A 17,318-nucleotide genomic window follows, 5' to 3' on the forward strand; every position below is an offset into this window, starting at 1 on the left:
TAGAAAACCTGTAAAATAGTAAAGATGAACAAATAGGAGGTTCCTTGTGTCAAAAAAGGAAATCAATATTAATAACTACAATGATGACGCCATTCAGGTGCTAGAAGGGTTGGATGCAGTCCGTAAACGTCCGGGGATGTATATCGGATCAACTGACGGTGCCGGTCTCCATCACCTAGTCTGGGAAATTGTGGACAATGCAGTCGATGAGGCCTTGTCTGGATTTGGTGACCGTATTGATGTGACCATTAATAAAGACGGCAGTTTAACGGTTCAAGACCATGGTCGTGGGATGCCAACTGGGATGCACGCCATGGGAATTCCAACTGTTGAGGTTATCTTTACCATTCTCCACGCTGGAGGAAAATTCGGTCAAGGCGGCTATAAGACATCTGGTGGTCTCCACGGGGTGGGATCTTCAGTCGTTAATGCCCTATCAAGTTGGCTGGAAGTTGAAATCACCCGTGATGGAACAGTCTATAAGCAACGTTTTGAAAATGGTGGGAAACCAGTAACAACTCTTCAAAAGGTTGGGACAGCAGCTAAGTCGAAGACAGGTACCAAGGTGACCTTCATGCCAGATGCCAGTATCTTTTCTACGACAGACTTCAAGTACAATACCATTTCAGAACGCCTTAATGAGTCAGCCTTTCTCTTGAAAAATGTGACCTTGTCTTTGACAGATAAGCGAACAGAAGAAGCGATCGAGTTTCACTATGAAAATGGAGTGCAGGACTTTGTTTCTTATCTCAATGAAGACAAGGAAACCTTGACGCCAGTCCTATACTTTGAAGGGGAAGACAATGGTTTCCAAGTGGAAGTAGCCCTCCAGTACAATGATGGATTTTCAGATAATATTCTATCCTTTGTCAATAACGTACGTACCAAGGATGGGGGGACGCATGAGACAGGACTCAAGTCAGCCATTACTAAGGTCATGAACGACTACGCGCGTAAGACTGGGCTCCTCAAGGAAAAAGATAAAAATCTTGAAGGTTCAGACTATCGTGAGGGACTAGCGGCCGTTCTTTCTATCTTAGTACCTGAAGAACACCTCCAGTTTGAAGGACAGACCAAGGACAAACTTGGAAGTCCACTAGCTCGTCCGATTGTGGATAGCATTGTCGCAGAAAAATTAACTTTCTTCCTCATGGAAAATGGAGAACTAGCTTCCAATCTCATCCGCAAGGCTATCAAGGCTCGTGACGCTCGTGAAGCAGCACGTAAGGCACGTGATGAGAGCCGTAATGGTAAGAAAAATAAAAAAGACAAGGGCTTGCTTTCTGGAAAATTAACCCCAGCCCAGTCTAAAAACCCTGCCAAGAATGAACTCTATCTGGTCGAAGGTGATTCTGCCGGTGGCTCTGCCAAGCAAGGTCGTGACCGCAAGTTCCAGGCTATCTTGCCCCTTCGTGGTAAGGTGATTAATACAGCCAAGGCCAAGATGGCAGATATCCTCAAAAATGAAGAAATCAATACCATGATTTATACCATCGGAGCGGGTGTCGGAGCAGACTTCTCTATTGAAGATGCCAACTATGACAAGATCATTATCATGACCGATGCGGACACCGATGGTGCCCATATTCAAACCCTCCTCTTAACCTTCTTTTATCGCTACATGCGTCCACTAGTCGAGGCAGGACATGTCTATATCGCCCTTCCGCCTCTTTACAAGATGTCCAAAGGGAAAGGCAAGAAGGAAGAAGTGGCTTATGCTTGGACAGACGGAGAACTAGAAGAACTCCGCAAGCAATTTGGCAAAGGAGCCACTCTCCAACGCTACAAAGGTCTTGGTGAGATGAATGCGGACCAACTCTGGGAGACGACTATGAATCCTGAAACCCGTACCCTCATCCGTGTCACCATCGAAGACCTAGCAAGCGCTGAACGCCGTGTCAATGTCCTCATGGGAGACAAGGTTGAACCACGCCGCAAGTGGATTGAAGACAATGTCAAGTTTACGCTGGAAGAAGCGACAGTGTTTTAAGGAGTATGATTAATGGATAGTTCAGGACATTCGATTTTTGGAAGTTATTTGGGTTTGATTTTCTTAGTTTCTTTACCCTCGGCTATTCTTGCATTCTACATCAATAGTCGAAAAAAAAGTTTCCAAGGATTATATGCACCGATTGTATTTACTTTATTTATGATCTTGATGCTTTTATTCAATATGAATCCCTCAGAATCCAGTGCTTTAGTAGCGACTGCTATTATGCTGTTTATTGGTTTTCCTTTGATAGCAGGAGCCTTAGTCTACACACTTATTCGATTGTGTTATGTCTATCCGGAAAAACGGTGGAAGGCTTTTTTGATTTTCCTATCCTATATTTTAGGTCCCCTATCTGTGGGTATTCTGGGATGGTATGTGGTAAATTTAGTTCAGATCCATCTGTTGACATTCTTGGTAATGATTTTGATGATTCTTGTTTCCTATCTTCCTCCTCTCTACCTCCATTACACTATACGAAATCAGTAAGCAAAGGGGGAGTGAATAGTGAACAGTTATTTAATAATGATATTTTTCTTTCTCGAAATTATTGTTATTGCTGGGATAATTCTTGATGCAATCTCCAATAAAGAGAAAATAGAATATTCAAGCTCCTTAAGTTCCCTAGTATTTATGGCTTGTAATATAGGAATGTTTGTAGTGTTCAATCCATTTTTAGATGAACCCTACTTAGGAGTATTTGTACGGGTATTTTCTTTATATACTCATGCACCTCTGTGCATAACGTATGCGATTACTAGTCTTTATAAGAGTATCAAGCACGTCAAGTATTTCCCTAGTAAGTTTGCACGAATCTTAATATCTAACGTTGCACTTATATTTCTACTCTCAATTGTAAATGTTTTAGTATTATTTAGAGGGATTAAAGAAATCTATATACTTATTTTCTTGCAAGGCCTTTTTTCAGGAATTCAATTCCTACTTTGGATGCTTGAAAGAAAAAGAGTTCGAAAACTACAACAACAAAAGAAAGAAGATGCTCCTTTTACTAACCATGTTTCAGATGAGGATGAACTACATGAGAACTGACCAGGAAATACTTGACCTGATTTTAGGAACAGTTAAAACTTTAAAAGTTGACACTGGTTTGAACTACGAGTAACTCTTCGTGAATAATCTAACGGAAAATATCACTCAGGCCTGTTTCTTTAGGGGACGTTTTATACTACTTGAGGGATAATGTTTTTACCATACAGGAAAGTTGCATCGTTCAAGTAAAAATGATTGTCACATTTGTTGTGTAAATAATATGTAGAACTAATGGAGGTTCAGTAATGAGTAGTGAATCTATAATTTCTATTTTCGTTGTTGTCATAGTAATTTTTGGAATTATAAGTAATTTAATCTCCAACTTGGGGAGAAAAGAGTATGCTCGTTCAATATCCCTGTTTTTACTGTCCATTTTAACTATTGGTGTCTGTCTATCAAATATACCAGTGGAAGGTAACTATTACTATGGGTTAAGATTTATTGGGTTAAAATTTATTTTGTTTTATCATGACTATTTCGCCCCCTTGATGATTGTTTATTCATTTTATACTCTATATAAGAGCGTAATCCATTGTAGGCATTTTAAGAGCAAATTTGCTATAGTACTTCGATTGAATGCCACCTTCATTTTTCTCCTTTCATTGGTAAATATATTTGTTCTATGGGAAATGATAGTAAAACACCAAAGAAGTAACATAATATCTATTTGTTATATTTTTATTTTTTTAGGGATTTGCTCAACTATCCAATTCATTGTAGGAGAACTTGAGAAGAAAAGAATACGAGGCATCCAAAAACAAGAGGAGCTAGATAGTTATGAAAAATAACTCTATAAAAGATATGCGCAGAAAATATAGAAGTCAAGAGCAAATGCTGAGATTGATTTTACAAACAGCTAAAACTTTACAAGTTGAGGCTGTCGCCATGTCCGGTTCACAAACTGATAAAAAAGCACCCAAAGACGAGTTTCAGGATTACGACGTGGTCTATGTCGTGGACGACTTAGATAATCTGACGAGTGAACTTTCTTGGTTGGACCAGTTTGGCAAACGTATTATCGAGCAGCATGTCTTGCTTGGTCACCGTCGCCTCTATCTCATGCTCTTTGAAGATGGCAATAGGATTGATTTGACCCTCTGCCCCAAAGATCATATCCAAGAATGGGTGGATAGTGAGGCTGGGTTCACCGTTTTAGAAGATGAGAAGGGATTATTTGAACCTTATTCCCCGAGTCCTCAACGTTTTTGGACAAGCCCAGCTAGTGCGATTGATTTTGAAAAAGCTTGTAATGAATTTTGGTGGGTGTCAGCCTATGTGGTCAAGGGAATCTGTCGCAAGCAAGTTATCTATGCGACCGACCATCTCTATGGTATCTGTCAGCAAGAGTTACTAAAAGTCTTAGCTTGGCAGGTAGTAAGTGATAGGGGAACAGTTGATATCGGTAAGAACTACAAGTATCTCTTTAACTATTTACCTGCTGAGAAAGAGAAACAATTCTCAAATCTGCTTGATTTCTCAAGTTTAGATAAAATCACCCAGTCTTTGTTTGCTACCATGGAACTTTTCCACCAAGAGGCTCAATTCCTTGCTCACAAGATGGGATTTGACTATGATATGGAAGTAGCTGAGAAGATGATTGAGTATGCTAAGGAAAGGTTGAACTAGTATGTTAGATTATGTATTTGCTACATTTTTTATGGGATTCCCAGGAGTACAAATTTTAGTATTGGTGTCCTCTATATTTCTAGCTATCAAAAGAAATAAGTTACATAAAAGGGTGTATGGCTTATTTTTCCCGATTATTATAACGATGTGTAATATTTGGTTGTTTTCCATAGATCGCACAGAGCTTTTTGATGATGCTTTAAGATTTTCTTTCTTTCTAATTTCTTTTTGTTTACCTATGCTTATTTCTTCCACGCTCTATCACTCAATACGCTTATATTATTTATACAAATCAATCAAGTGGAGAGTCTTCCCTATCAGTATCTGTTATTTATTTGGTTTAATTTTTCATTATCTTAATACAATGCATTGGGAGGAGCTATTTCGAGGGCAAAAGTTTATGTTTAATATCTTGCTGATATCAACTGCTATAGTTTCTTATTTACCTTGTCAATATTTATACACACTTCAAAGAAGAAAGAATAATCCATAGGAAATAGTTGTTTTTGCTTAATCTAAATAAGTGTTGTGAATGACTTAAATAGTATCTAAGAATATTTTTCTCAAGTACCAATTTTAATGTAAAACCTACTCTATATTCTTTGAAAGGAGTTGAACACGCCTTAAATGCTGTGCGAAAAAGATAAATTCTCTTGTGAGCATCGCTCACTGTAATAATTTCTTATTTTCACTTTGCATTTTACGGGCTTTGTATCTTATATGAGTAACATTCAAAACATGTCCCTTGAGGACATCATGGGAGAGCGCTTTGGTCGCTACTCCAAGTATATTATTCAAGACCGGGCTTTGCCAGACATTCGGGATGGTTTGAAGCCGGTTCAGCGTCGCATTCTTTATTCGATGAATAAGGATGGCAATACTTTTGACAAGAGCTACCGTAAGTCTGCCAAGTCTGTCGGGAATATCATGGGGAATTTCCACCCACACGGTGACAGTTCCATCTATGATGCCATGGTCCGTATGTCTCAGGACTGGAAAAATCGTGAGATTCTAGTTGAAATGCACGGTAACAACGGTTCTATGGACGGAGATCCGCCGGCGGCTATGCGTTATACAGAGGCACGTTTGTCTGAGATTGCAGGTTATCTCCTTCAGGACATCGAGAAAAAGACCGTTCCTTTTGCGTGGAACTTTGACGATACCGAGAAAGAACCAACTGTCTTACCAGCAGCCTTTCCCAACCTTTTGGTCAATGGTTCGACTGGGATTTCAGCTGGATATGCTACGGACATTCCACCACATAATTTGGCCGAAGTTATCGATGCGACAGTCTACATGATTGACCACCCAACTGCCAAGGTGGATAAGCTGATGGAATTCTTGCCTGGACCAGATTTCCCGACTGGAGGGATTATCCAAGGCCGTGACGAAATCAAAAAGGCCTATGAAACTGGGAAAGGGCGCGTGGCCGTTCGCTCTAAGACGGAGATTGAAAAGCTAAAAGGTGGTAAGGAACAAATCGTTATCACTGAAATTCCTTATGAAATCAATAAGGCCAATCTGGTCAAGAAAATCGACGATGTTCGTGTCAATAACAAGGTGGCAGGGATCGCTGAGGTTCGTGATGAGTCTGACCGTGACGGTCTTCGTATCGCTATTGAACTTAAGAAAGATGCTAATACCGAGCTCGTTCTTAACTATCTCTTCAAATACACCGACCTGCAAATCAACTACAACTTTAACATGGTGGCGATTGACAATTTCACACCTCGTCAGGTTGGGATTGTCCCAATCCTGTCTAGCTATATCGCCCACCGTCGTGAAGTGATTTTGGCGCGTTCACGCTTTGACAAGGAAAAGGCTGAGAAACGTCTTCACATCGTTGAAGGTTTAATTCGCGTGATTTCGATTTTGGATGAAGTCATTGCCCTTATCCGTGCTTCTGAGAACAAAGCTGACGCCAAGGAAAACCTCAAGGTCAGCTATGAGTTTACAGAAGAGCAGGCTGAAGCTATCGTGACCTTGCAACTTTACCGTTTGACCAATACAGACGTGGTTGTCTTGCAGGAAGAAGAAGCAGAACTTCGTGAAAAGATTGCCATGCTTGCGGCTATCATTAGTGATGAACGGACTATGTACAATCTCATGAAGAAAGAACTTCGTGAGGTCAAGAAGAAATTTGCGACACCACGTTTGAGTACTTTGGAAGATACTGCGAAAGCAATCGAGATTGACACAGCTAGTTTGATTGCCGAGGAAGATACCTATGTCAGCGTGACTAAGGCAGGTTATATCAAGCGTACCAGTCCACGTTCCTTTGCAGCATCCACTCTGGAAGAAATTGGCAAGCGTGATGATGATCGTTTGATCTTTGTTCAATCTGCCAAGACAACCCAGCATCTCTTGATGTTCACGACTCTTGGGAATGTCATCTATCGACCAATCCACGAATTGGCAGATATTCGTTGGAAGGATATCGGTGAGCACTTGAGCCAAACCATTACCAACTTTGAAACTAACGAAGAAATCCTTTATGCAGAAGTCGTGGATCAGTTTGATGATGCGACAACCTACTTTGCAGCAACTCGCCTTGGTCAAATCAAACGCGTAGAACGCAAAGAATTCTCTCCATGGCGGACCTACAAGTCGAAGTCTGTTAAGTATGCTAAGCTCAAAGACGAGACAGACCAGATTGTAGCAGTAGCACCAATCAAACTGGATGATGTTCTCTTGATTAGTCAAAATGGTTATGCCCTTCGTTTTAATATCGAAGAGGTTCCGGTTGTTAGTGCCAAGGCTGCGGGTGTCAAGGCTATGAACCTGAAAGCAGATGATGCACTTCAGGCTGCCTTTATCTGTAACACCTCATCCTTCTACCTCTTGACCCAACGCGGTAGTTTAAAACGTGTTTCTATCGACGAAATTCCAGCAACCAGCCGTGCCAAACGAGGCCTACAAGTCTTGCGTGAGTTGAAAAACAAACCGCACCGAGTCTTCTTGGCTGGAGCAGTTGCAGAGCAAGGTTTCGTTGGTGATCTTTTTAGTACAGAAATGGAAGAAAACGATCAAACGCTCCTTGTCCAATCGAACAAGGGAACAATCTATGAGAGTCGATTGCAAGACCTCAACTTGTCAGAACGTACTAGCAATGGAAGCTTTATTTCAGACACCATTTCAGATGAAGAAGTTTTCGATGCTTACCTCAAAGAAGTCTTTAAAGAGGATAAAGCGAATTCATAAAAAAATCAGTCCAGAGGGCTGATTTCTTTTGTGTTGAAAAAATTTTCAGAAAATTACAAATAATACTTGAAATTTTACTAGAAAAGTGTAGAATAGAACACATAGCTTGAATAGTATAAAGGAGAAACACATGACAGTTGCAATTGATTGGGAAAATCTTGGCTTTGCTTATATGAAATTACCTTACCGTTATATCGCTCACTACAAAAATGGTCAATGGGATCAAGGAGAATTGACAGAGGATGCAACCTTGCATATTTCAGAGTCTTCTCCAAGTCTCCACTATGGACAGCAAGCATTTGAGGGATTGAAAGCCTATTGTACCAAGGATGGTAGCGTTCAACTGTTCCGTCCTGACGAAAATGCCAAGCGTCTGCAACGTACTTGCGACCGTCTCTTGATGCCACAAGTTCCGACAGAAATGTTTGTAGAAGCTTGTAAAGCAGTTGTGCGTGCAAATGAAGAATACGTCCCACCATATGGAACAGGTGGAACCCTTTATCTTCGTCCACTTTTGATTGGTGTTGGGGATATTATCGGGGTTAAACCAGCAGAAGAGTATATTTTCACCATCTTTGCTATGCCAGTTGGGAATTACTTTAAAGGTGGTTTAGTCCCAACAAACTTCTTGATTCAGGATGAATACGACCGTGCCGCTCCAAATGGTACAGGTGCGGCCAAAGTAGGTGGAAACTATGCTGCTAGTCTTCTACCAGGTAAAATGGCAAAATCACGTAATTTTTCAGATGTTATCTACCTAGATCCAGCTACCCACACCAAGATTGAGGAAGTCGGATCAGCCAACTTCTTTGGAATCACAGAGAACAACGAATTTGTTACGCCATTGAGTCCATCCATCTTGCCATCTATTACCAAGTATTCTTTGCTTTACTTGGCAGAACACCGCTTGGGCTTGACACCGATTGAAGGTGATGTTCCAATTGATAATTTGGATCGTTTTGTAGAGGCAGGTGCTTGTGGAACAGCAGCGGTTATTTCGCCAATTGGAGGCATCCAACATGGCGATGATTTCCATGTTTTCTATAGTGAAACAGAAGTAGGTCCTGTGACACGTAAACTCTATGATGAATTGACTGGTATCCAATTTGGTGATGTAGATGCACCTGAAGGATGGATTGTCAAAGTGGACTAAAAGACATGAAGTAAAGAAGAACTCCATAGCAGTTGTAAGGACTGAAATGGAGTTTTTTCTTGCTAGTTTGAGCATTTTCTTGTACAATAGAAAAAGTGAAAAGAGGTACAGAATGAGTAAAAAAGATAAGAAAATTGAAATTCAATTAACGGATGCAAAAGTGACTGTTGGAAAAGACAGCTATGAAGGATACGTTTTGACGATCGGGAAAAAGGTTATTGGGGAAATTGCCGAATTAGATAGCCAATTTGCCATCATAAAGAATGGAAATGTCGATAGTTTTTATAAAAAACTTGAAAAAGCTGTGGAAATTTTGATTGAAAACTATAATTTGACAAAATAATACTTGTTTTATTGAAAATTTCATGATATAATAGTTCTCGTTAAACATTGGAGAGATAGCGAAGAGGCTAAACGCGGCGGACTGTAAATCCGCTCCTTCGGGTTCGGGGGTTCGAATCCCTCTCTCTCCATTCATCAATGGGGTATAGCCAAGCGGTAAGGCAAGGGACTTTGACTCCCTCATGCGTTGGTTCGAATCCAGCTACCCCAGTTCTTAGGTAATAAATTCAAGATAAAAAGAAAAATATCTTAGGGTATTTTATTTTTATAATTGAAAGACGTGAACGATATGAACATGTCTTTGCGGGTGCTTAGGAAAAAAATTATAAGTATGTCAAGTTTGGAAAAACTTGATTGTTGGAGGATTTTTTAGATGAACGAATTTGAAGATTTGCTAAATAGCGTTAGCCAAGTTGAGCCTGGTGATGTTGTTAGTGCTGAAGTATTGACAGTTGATGCGACTCAAGCTAACGTTGCAATCTCTGGGACTGGTGTTGAAGGTGTCTTGACTCTTCGCGAATTGACAAACGATCGCGATGCAGATATCAATGACTTTGTGAAAGTAGGAGAAGTATTGGATGTTCTTGTACTTCGTCAAGTAGTTGGTAAAGATACTGATACAGTAACATACCTTGTATCTAAAAAACGCCTTGAAGCTCGCAAAGCATGGGACAAACTTGTAGGACGCGAAGAAGAAGTTGTTACTGTTAAAGGAACTCGTGCCGTTAAAGGTGGACTTTCAGTAGAATTTGAAGGTGTTCGTGGATTTATCCCAGCTTCAATGTTGGATACTCGTTTCGTACGTAACACTGAGCGTTTCGTAGGTCAAGAATTTGATGCTAAAATCAAGGAAGTTGATCCTAAAGAAAACCGCTTCATCCTTTCACGTCGTGAAGTTGTTGAAGCAGCTACTGCAGCAGCTCGTGCTGAAGTATTTGGTAAATTGGCTGTTGGTGATGTCGTAACTGGTAAAGTTGCTCGTATCACTAGCTTTGGTGCTTTCATCGACCTTGGTGGTGTTGATGGATTGGTTCACTTGACTGAATTGTCACACGAACGTAACGTATCACCTAAATCAGTTGTAACTGTTGGTGAAGAAATCGAAGTGAAGATCCTTGATCTTAACGAAGAAGAAGGACGCGTATCACTTTCACTTAAAGCAACAACACCTGGACCATGGGATGGCGTTGAGCAAAAATTGGCTAAAGGTGATGTAGTAGAAGGAACAGTTAAACGTTTGACTGACTTCGGTGCATTTGTTGAAGTATTGCCAGGTATCGATGGACTTGTTCACGTATCACAAATTTCACACAAACGTATCGAAAATCCAAAAGAAGCTCTTACTGTTGGTCAAGAAGTTACTGTTAAAGTCCTTGATGTTAACGCTGACGCAGAACGTGTATCACTTTCTATCAAAGCTCTTGAAGAGCGTCCAGCTCAAGAAGAAGGACAAAAAGAAGAAAAACGTGCTGCTCGTCCACGTCGTCCAAAACGTCAAGAAAAACGTGATTTCGAACTTCCAGAAACACAAACAGGATTCTCAATGGCTGACTTGTTCGGTGATATCGAACTTTAATCAAATTGATAATCACAAAATCCTTTGTTTAAAACAAGGGATTTTTCTTTTGTCTCTTTCCCATTTTTGATATAATAGTTCTATGTTAGATTCAGAAAAACAATCACAATATCAATTGTTAAATGAGGAACTCTCTTATTTACTTGAAGGTGAGAGCAATGTTCTTGCCAATCTTTCGAATGCTAGTGCCCTTCTAAAATCTCGCTTTCCGAATACTGTATTTGCAGGTTTTTATCTGTTTGATGGTAGCGAATTGGTTTTAGGGCCTTTTCAGGGCGGCGTTTCTTGCATTCGTATTCCGCTCGGGAAGGGCGTGTGTGGAGAAGCTGCTGAGTTTCAAGAGACTGTTTTAGTTGGCGATGTAAGTACCTATCCAAACTACATTTCTTGCGATAGTATGGCAAAGAGTGAAATCGTAGTTCCCATGCTCAAGAATGGTCGATTGCTAGGTGTTTTAGACCTGGATTCTTCACTTATCGATGATTACAATGCTGTTGACCGTGATTACTTGGAACAATTTGTCGCTATTTTGCTTGAGAAGACAGAATGGGACTTTACGATGTTTGAGGAGAAAGCCTAATGTATCAAGCACTTTATCGAAAATATAGAAGCCAGACTTTTTCACAACTGGTAGGTCAAGAGGTTGTGGCTAAAACCCTAAAACAAGCAGTTGAGCAGGAAAAGATTAGTCATGCCTATCTTTTCTCGGGCCCTCGTGGAACTGGGAAGACCAGTGTAGCCAAGATTTTTGCCAAGGCTATGAACTGTCCGAATCAAGTGGACGGAGAACCATGTAATAACTGTTATATCTGCCAGGCAGTGACAGAAGGTAGTTTAGAAGATGTTATCGAAATGGATGCGGCTTCGAATAACGGAGTCGATGAGATCCGTGAAATTCGTGATAAATCTACTTACGCTCCTAGTTTAGCACGTTATAAGGTCTATATCATAGACGAGGTTCATATGTTGTCTACAGGAGCTTTTAATGCGCTTTTGAAGACCCTAGAGGAACCAACTCAAAATGTTGTCTTTATCTTGGCGACCACCGAATTGCACAAAATTCCAGCAACTATTTTATCGCGTGTCCAACGTTTTGAGTTTAAATCAATTCGAACGCAAGATATTAAGGACCATATCCAAGCTATTTTGTCAAAAGAAAATATCAGTTCTGAACCAGATGCTGTGGAAATCATTGCTAGACGAGCTGAAGGTGGGATGCGGGATGCCTTGTCTATTCTGGACCAAGCCTTGAGTTTGACTCAAGGGAATGCTTTAACTACAGCTATCTCTGAGGAGATTACAGGCACCATTAGTCTATCAGCTCTAGATGACTATGTGGCTGCTTTGGCCCAACAGGATGTCCCCAAAGCACTCGATTCTTTGAATCTTTTGTTTGAAAATGGCAAGAGCATGACTCGTTTTGTGACGGATCTCTTGCAGTATTTGCGGGATCTACTGGTTGTTCAGACAGGTGGCGAAAATACTCATCATAGTCCAGTTTTTATGGACAATCTAGCTCTTTCTCAGGAAAGTCTCTTTGAAATGATTCGAATAGCGACTGTGAGCTTGGCAGATATGAAAGCAAGCCTACAACCTAAGATTTATGCTGAGATGATGACCATTCGTTTAGCTGAGATTAAGCCCGAACCAGTGCTTTCAGAAGCTGTCGAAAGTGAGATTTCTGCACTGAGACAGGAAGTAGCTCGTCTTAAACAAGAACTTGCAAATGTTGAAACGGTGCCTAAACAAGTGGCGCCAATCCCTAGTCGTCCAGCCACTTCCAAGACAGTCTATCGAGTAGACCGTAATAAAGTTCAGGCTATCCTACAAGAAGCTGTTGAAAATCCTGAATTGGCACGGCAAAACTTGATTCGCCTCCAGAATGCATGGGGAGAAGTGATCGAAAGCTTAGCTGGTCCTGATAAGGCTCTGCTTGTTGGTTCTCAACCAGTTGCGGCAAACGAACACCATGCTATTTTAGCCTTTGAGTCTAATTTCAATGCAGGGCAAACCATGAAACGGGATAACCTCAATACCATGTTTGGCAATATTCTCAGCCAGGCGGCTGGATTTTCACCTGAAATCCTGGCAATTTCCCTAGAGGAATGGAAAGAAGTTCGAGCAGCATTTTCAGCTAGAAACAAGTCTTCTCAATCAGATCAAGAGGTAGAAGAAGAAAGCCTGATTCCAGAGGGATTTGAATTTCTGGCTGATAAAGTCATGGTCGAAGAAGACTAAAAGTGGATTTCATGGTACAATAATCCTATGACTAGACAACAATTTATCGTGATAGCACTATTTACCGCTGCTGAGACTTATTTTTTTAATGAAGCTTGGATGACTGGTCGCTATTTCATGGCAGCCTTTTGGGCCATTCTACTTTTTCGAAATTTTAGATTAAGTTATGTAATGGGGAAAATAGTAGATGCCATTGATCAGCACCTAAACCGCAAGGATTAGTCACTAGCTTCTAAACAAAATCAAAGCCTTTTAGGCTTTTTTTTGTTATACTAGTAGAGTATATTTATGGACCTTTTCTTGTATTTTTTAGAGAAATGTAAGTGATTTCTTTAAGGATAAAGGAAGTAGGCCAGAAAAAGAAAGGAACTATCATGTCAGTATTAGAGATCAAAGATCTTCACGTTGAGATTGAAGGAAAAGAAATTTTGAAAGGAGTCAATCTGACTCTGAAAACAGGAGAAATCGCAGCTATCATGGGGCCAAATGGTACAGGTAAATCAACTCTTTCTGCAGCTATTATGGGGAACCCTAACTATGAAGTTACCAAAGGGGAGGTCTTGTTTGATGGCGTAAACATCCTTGAATTGGAAGTGGACGAGCGTGCGCGTATGGGACTTTTCCTGGCTATGCAATACCCATCTGAAATTCCTGGAATCACCAACGCTGAATTTCTTCGTGCAGCCATGAATGCTGGTAAAGAAGATGATGAAAAGATTTCAGTTCGTGAGTTCATCACTAAACTAGACGAGAAAATGGAATTGCTCAACATGAAAGAAGAAATGGCAGAGCGTTACCTCAACGAAGGTTTCTCAGGTGGTGAGAAAAAACGTAATGAAATTCTTCAACTCTTGATGTTGGAACCAACATTTGCCCTTTTGGATGAAATTGACTCAGGTCTTGATATTGATGCTCTTAAAGTTGTATCGAAAGGTGTCAATGCCATGCGTGGTGAAGGCTTTGGTGCTATGATTATCACTCACTACCAACGTCTTTTGAATTACATCACACCAGACGTGGTCCACGTGATGATGGAAGGTCGTGTTGTCCTTTCTGGTGGTCCAGAATTGGCTGCCCGTTTGGAACGTGAAGGATACGCAAAACTAGCTGAAGAACTTGGCTACGACTACAAGGAAGAATTGTAATTCCCTCGTATCTTTTAGGAGAAGTAAATGACTAAAGAGAATATTAAACTTTTTTCAGAAATGCACGCTGAACCAAGCTGGTTGGCTGACCTCCGTCAAAAAGCTTTTGATAAGATTGAGAGTTTAGAGTTACCAGTTATCGAGCGTGTCAAATTTCACCGTTGGAATCTGGGAGATGGAACCATTACAGAAAGTGAACCGTCAGCAAATGTTCCTGACTTCACTGCTCTAGATAATCACTTGAAATTGGTGCAAGTAGGAACGCAGACTGTTTTTGAACAAACTCCAGTTGAGTTGGCTGAACAAGGAGTAATCTTTACAGACTTTCACTCAGCTTTAGAAGAAATTCCAGAGCTTATTGAGGAATTCTTCATGTCATCTGTTAAGTACGACGATGACAAATTGGCAGCCTACCACACAGCTTACTTTAATAGTGGCGCTGTTCTCTATATTCCAGACAATGTAGAAATCACAGAACCTATCGAAGGAATTTTCTACCAAGATAGTGATAGTGATGTGCCCTTTAACAAGCATATCCTTATCATTGCTGGTAAAAACTCTAAAATAAGCTATCTTGAACGTCTAGAGTCACGAGGTGGAGGTAGTGCAAAAGCAACTGCCAATATCACAGTTGAAGTGATTGCTCGTTCTGGTGCGCAAGTGAAATTTGCGGCCATTGACCGTTTAGGTGAAAATGTCACTGCCTACATTAGCCGTCGTGGTAAACTAGGCAACGATGCAAGCATTGACTGGGCTATTGGTGTCATGAACGAAGGAAATGTCGTTGCTGACTTTGATAGCGACTTGCTTGGAAATGGTAGCCATGCAGACCTTAAGGTTGTAGCTCTTTCAAGTGGTCGTCAGGTGCAAGGGATTGACACTCGCGTAACCAACTATGGTTGCAACTCTATTGGAAATATCCTGCAACATGGGGTTATTCTTGAGAAAGCAACTTTGACCTTCAACGGTATCGGTCACATCATCAAGGGAGCTAAGGGAGCGGATGCCCAACAAGAGAGCCGAGTTCTCATGCTTTCAGATCAGGCGCGTTCAGATGCCAACCCAATCCTTTTGATTGATGAAAATGATGTTACGGCAGGTCACGCGGCGTCTATCGGTCAGGTAGATCCAGAAGACATGTACTACCTCATGAGCCGTGGCTTGGACAAGGCAACTGCAGAACGTTTGGTTGTTCGTGGTTTCCTTGGCTCCGTTATCGTAGAGATTCCAGTCAAGGAAGTTCGTGACGAAATGATTGCAACCATCGAAGAAAAATTGTCAAAACGCTAAGGGGAAGCCTATGTTAGATGTAGAAGCGATTCGCAAGGATTTTCCAATTTTAGACCAGATTGTCAACGATGAACCTCTGGTCTATCTGGACAATGCTGCGACGACACAAAAACCACTAGCAGTTCTTGAAACAATCAATCGCTATTATGAGAAAGACAATGCCAACGTTCACCGTGGTGTTCATACCTTGGCGGAGCGTGCGACAGCATCCTATGAAGCTGCTCGTGAAACCATACGTAAGTTTATCAATGCTGGTTCTACAAAGGAAGTTCTCTTTACCAGAGGAACGACAACCAGTCTTAACTGGGTAGCACGCTATGCTGAAGAAATCTTGACTGAGGGCGACCAGGTCTTGATTTCCATCATGGAACACCATTCCAATATCATTCCTTGGCAGGAAGCTTGTCGCAAGACTGGAGCGGAGCTTGTCTATGTTTATCTCAAGGACGGATCTCTGGATATGGCTGACTTGCAGGTAAAATTAACTGACAAGGTCAAATTTGTTTCACTAGCTCACGCTTCAAATGTTTTGGGTGTGGTCAATCCCATCAAAGAAATCACACAAATGGCTCACCAAGTTGGAGCCATCATGGTGGTGGATGGTGCTCAATCTACGCCTCATATGAAGATTGATGTTCAGGACTTGGATGTGGACTTCTTTGCCTTTTCAGGTCATAAGATGGCTGGTCCAACTGGTATTGGCGTCCTTTATGGTAAAGAAAAGTATCTGGAACAAATGTCACCAGTAGAATTTGGTGGCGAAATGATTGATTTCGTTTATGAACAATCTGCTAGTTGGAAGGAATTGCCTTGGAAATTCGAGGCTGGTACTCCTAATATGGCAGGTGCAATTGGACTAGCTGCTGCAGTAGATTATCTAGAAAAGATTGGTATGGATGCCATTGAATCTCATGAACAGGAATTGATTGCATACGTCTTTCCAAAATTGCAGGAAATTGAAGGGTTAACCATTTATGGTTCGCAAGACCTGGCTCAACGTTCAGGTGTCATTGCCTTTAACCTAGGGGATCTTCATCCCCATGACCTAGCTACAGCACTTGATTATGAAGGAGTAGCAGTTCGAGCCGGTCACCATTGCGCCCAACCTTTGCTCCAATATTTGGAAGTCCCAGCAACAGCTCGTGCAAGTTTTTATATCTACAATACCAAGGCAGATTGCGACAAGCTAGTCGATGCCCTACAAAAGACAAAGGAGTTTTTCAATGGCACTTTCTAAACTAGATAGCCTTTATATGGCAGTGGTGGCAGACCATTCGAAAAATCCACATCACCAAGGGAAGCTGGAAGATGCTGAGCAAATCAGCCTCAATAACCCAACCTGTGGGGATGTTATCAACCTCTCTGTCAAGTTTGACGCAGAGGACCGTTTGGAAGATATTGCTTTTCTAAATTCAGGATGCACGATTTCAACTGCCTCTGCTAGTATGATGACAGATGCAGTTTTAGGCAAGACCAAACAAGAAATTTTAGAGCTTGCGACCATTTTTTCTGAAATGGTTCAAGGGCAAAAAAATGACCGCCAAGACCAACTTGGCGATGCAGCTTTCTTATCAGGTGTTGCCAAATTCCCACAACGGATTAAGTGTGCAACTCTAGCTTGGAATGCCCTTAAGAAAACAATTGAAAATCAAGAAAAACAGTAAGACAAGTTTCTTTTGTCTTATGAATCATTAGTAATATAGAATG

At 41.1% G+C, this 17,318-nt stretch carries 15 protein-coding genes and 2 tRNA genes; all 17 read left to right on the forward strand.

Annotated elements, in window-relative coordinates; genetic code table 11:
* Positions 1-46: 46 nt before the first annotated feature.
* Complete coding sequence (gene parE, locus SOR_RS04010) at positions 47-1,990, forward strand: DNA topoisomerase IV subunit B (RefSeq protein ID WP_000037299.1); 1,944 nt, start codon at positions 47-49, stop codon at positions 1,988-1,990.
* 12 nt (positions 1,991-2,002) lie between these two features.
* Entirely contained in the window at positions 2,003-2,479 is a 477-nt protein-coding gene (locus SOR_RS09950) for a hypothetical protein (protein ID WP_000378452.1), read from the forward strand.
* Between the two features lie 18 nt (positions 2,480-2,497).
* The gene (locus SOR_RS04020) at positions 2,498-3,040 is read left to right on the forward strand and encodes a hypothetical protein (protein WP_232501614.1); all 543 of its coding nucleotides are present in this window, start codon (positions 2,498-2,500) and stop codon (positions 3,038-3,040) included.
* A 777-nt stretch (positions 3,041-3,817) separates the two neighbouring features.
* Positions 3,818-4,666 carry an aminoglycoside 6-adenylyltransferase gene (locus SOR_RS04030; RefSeq protein WP_000794839.1) on the forward strand — a complete coding sequence of 283 codons (849 nt, stop codon included), beginning with the start codon at positions 3,818-3,820 and terminating at the stop codon, positions 4,664-4,666.
* A gap of 720 nt (positions 4,667-5,386) precedes the next feature.
* Positions 5,387-7,867 carry a DNA topoisomerase IV subunit A gene (gene parC, locus SOR_RS04040; protein ID WP_013670203.1) on the forward strand — a complete coding sequence of 827 codons (2,481 nt, stop codon included), beginning with the start codon at positions 5,387-5,389 and terminating at the stop codon, positions 7,865-7,867.
* Positions 7,868-7,997: 130 nt separating this feature from the next.
* Positions 7,998-9,020: a branched-chain amino acid aminotransferase gene (locus tag SOR_RS04045; RefSeq protein ID WP_000214920.1), complete on the forward strand. Its 1,023-nt coding sequence runs from the start codon at positions 7,998-8,000 to the stop codon at positions 9,018-9,020.
* A gap of 112 nt (positions 9,021-9,132) precedes the next feature.
* The gene (locus SOR_RS04050) at positions 9,133-9,363 is read left to right on the forward strand and encodes a DUF2969 domain-containing protein (protein WP_000037107.1); all 231 of its coding nucleotides are present in this window, start codon (positions 9,133-9,135) and stop codon (positions 9,361-9,363) included.
* A gap of 49 nt (positions 9,364-9,412) precedes the next feature.
* Positions 9,413-9,493 (forward strand) — tRNA-Tyr (locus SOR_RS04055).
* A gap of 8 nt (positions 9,494-9,501) precedes the next feature.
* Positions 9,502-9,573, forward strand: a tRNA-Gln gene (locus SOR_RS04060).
* A gap of 162 nt (positions 9,574-9,735) precedes the next feature.
* Complete coding sequence (gene rpsA, locus SOR_RS04065; RefSeq protein WP_001001617.1) at positions 9,736-10,938, forward strand: 30S ribosomal protein S1; 1,203 nt, start codon at positions 9,736-9,738, stop codon at positions 10,936-10,938.
* An 82-nt stretch (positions 10,939-11,020) separates the two neighbouring features.
* Positions 11,021-11,518, forward strand: coding sequence for a GAF domain-containing protein (locus tag SOR_RS04070; protein ID WP_000887143.1), 498 nt, complete (start codon positions 11,021-11,023; stop codon positions 11,516-11,518).
* Positions 11,518-13,176: a DNA polymerase III subunit gamma/tau gene (gene dnaX / locus SOR_RS04075; RefSeq protein WP_000283840.1), complete on the forward strand. Its 1,659-nt coding sequence runs from the start codon at positions 11,518-11,520 to the stop codon at positions 13,174-13,176. The genes SOR_RS04070 and dnaX overlap by 1 nt, the downstream gene beginning before the upstream one ends.
* Positions 13,177-13,203: 27 nt before the next feature.
* Complete coding sequence (locus tag SOR_RS04080) at positions 13,204-13,398, forward strand: DUF3272 family protein (protein ID WP_000198269.1); 195 nt, start codon at positions 13,204-13,206, stop codon at positions 13,396-13,398.
* 152 nt (positions 13,399-13,550) lie between these two features.
* Entirely contained in the window at positions 13,551-14,321 is a 771-nt protein-coding gene (sufC, locus tag SOR_RS04085) for a Fe-S cluster assembly ATPase SufC (RefSeq protein ID WP_000114489.1), read from the forward strand.
* 27 nt (positions 14,322-14,348) lie between these two features.
* Positions 14,349-15,611 carry a Fe-S cluster assembly protein SufD gene (gene sufD / locus SOR_RS04090; protein WP_000159657.1) on the forward strand — a complete coding sequence of 421 codons (1,263 nt, stop codon included), beginning with the start codon at positions 14,349-14,351 and terminating at the stop codon, positions 15,609-15,611.
* 10 nt (positions 15,612-15,621) lie between these two features.
* Positions 15,622-16,848 carry a cysteine desulfurase gene (locus tag SOR_RS04095; protein WP_000887694.1) on the forward strand — a complete coding sequence of 409 codons (1,227 nt, stop codon included), beginning with the start codon at positions 15,622-15,624 and terminating at the stop codon, positions 16,846-16,848.
* Positions 16,835-17,275 (forward strand): Fe-S cluster assembly sulfur transfer protein SufU, encoded by a 441-nt coding sequence (sufU, locus tag SOR_RS04100; RefSeq protein WP_001218483.1) that lies wholly within the window; start codon positions 16,835-16,837, stop codon positions 17,273-17,275. The genes SOR_RS04095 and sufU overlap by 14 nt, the downstream gene beginning before the upstream one ends.
* Positions 17,276-17,318: the final 43 nt, after the last annotated feature.

Origin of the sequence: Streptococcus oralis Uo5 (assembly GCF_000253155.1) — a bacterium.
In the GTDB taxonomy this organism is placed as follows: Bacteria; Bacillota; Bacilli; order Lactobacillales; family Streptococcaceae; genus Streptococcus; species Streptococcus oralis_L.